This is a genomic window from Streptomyces katrae (genome assembly GCF_000966975.1).
GTDB lineage: Bacteria > Actinomycetota > Actinomycetes > Streptomycetales > Streptomycetaceae > Streptomyces > Streptomyces katrae.
The window spans coordinates 1-488 of record NZ_JZWV01001332.1 but is presented as its reverse complement, the minus strand read 5'-3'; the positions used below and the strand labels follow the sequence as shown (position 1 = coordinate 488).

The window sequence follows — 488 nt, the reverse complement described above, 5'->3', positions numbered from 1 at the left end:
GCTCAAGCTGATACCCGGCTTCCGGGAGGGCGACGAGCGGCTGCTGGTCTGCGCCACCAACTCCATCCGCTCCCTCGACCCGGCCTTCCTGCGGCCCGGCCGCTTCGACTACCTGATCCCGATCGGCACCCCCGACGCCGGGGCCCGCGCGGCGATCTGGTCCCGCTACACGGCCGGCCGCGCCGATGTGGACGTGGCCGCCCTGGTGGCGGCGACCGAGCTGTTCACCCCCGCCGACATCGAGCACGCGGCGCGGATCGCGGCACAGGTGTCCTTCGAACGGGACCTGGAGTCGGTCGGCGCCCGCGGCGCGGCGGCCCAGCCCGGCGCGACCACGGCCGACTACCTGGAGGCCGTCGCCCAGTGCCGGCCGACGGTGACCCCCGCGATGACCGGGGAGTTCCACGCCGACATCACCGCCCACGCGCGGTTCTGAGACTCCGTCCCCCGGTTGCGGCGGGGGGCGGGTACGCGAAACGGCCCGCGGC

General features: G+C 75.4%; 1 pseudogene. It reads left to right on the top strand.

What is annotated here, in order from left to right:
* A pseudogene (locus VR44_RS36870) lies at positions 1 to 436 on the top strand (AAA family ATPase); the annotation flags it as partial.
* Between the last annotated feature and the right edge of the window lie 52 nt (positions 437 to 488).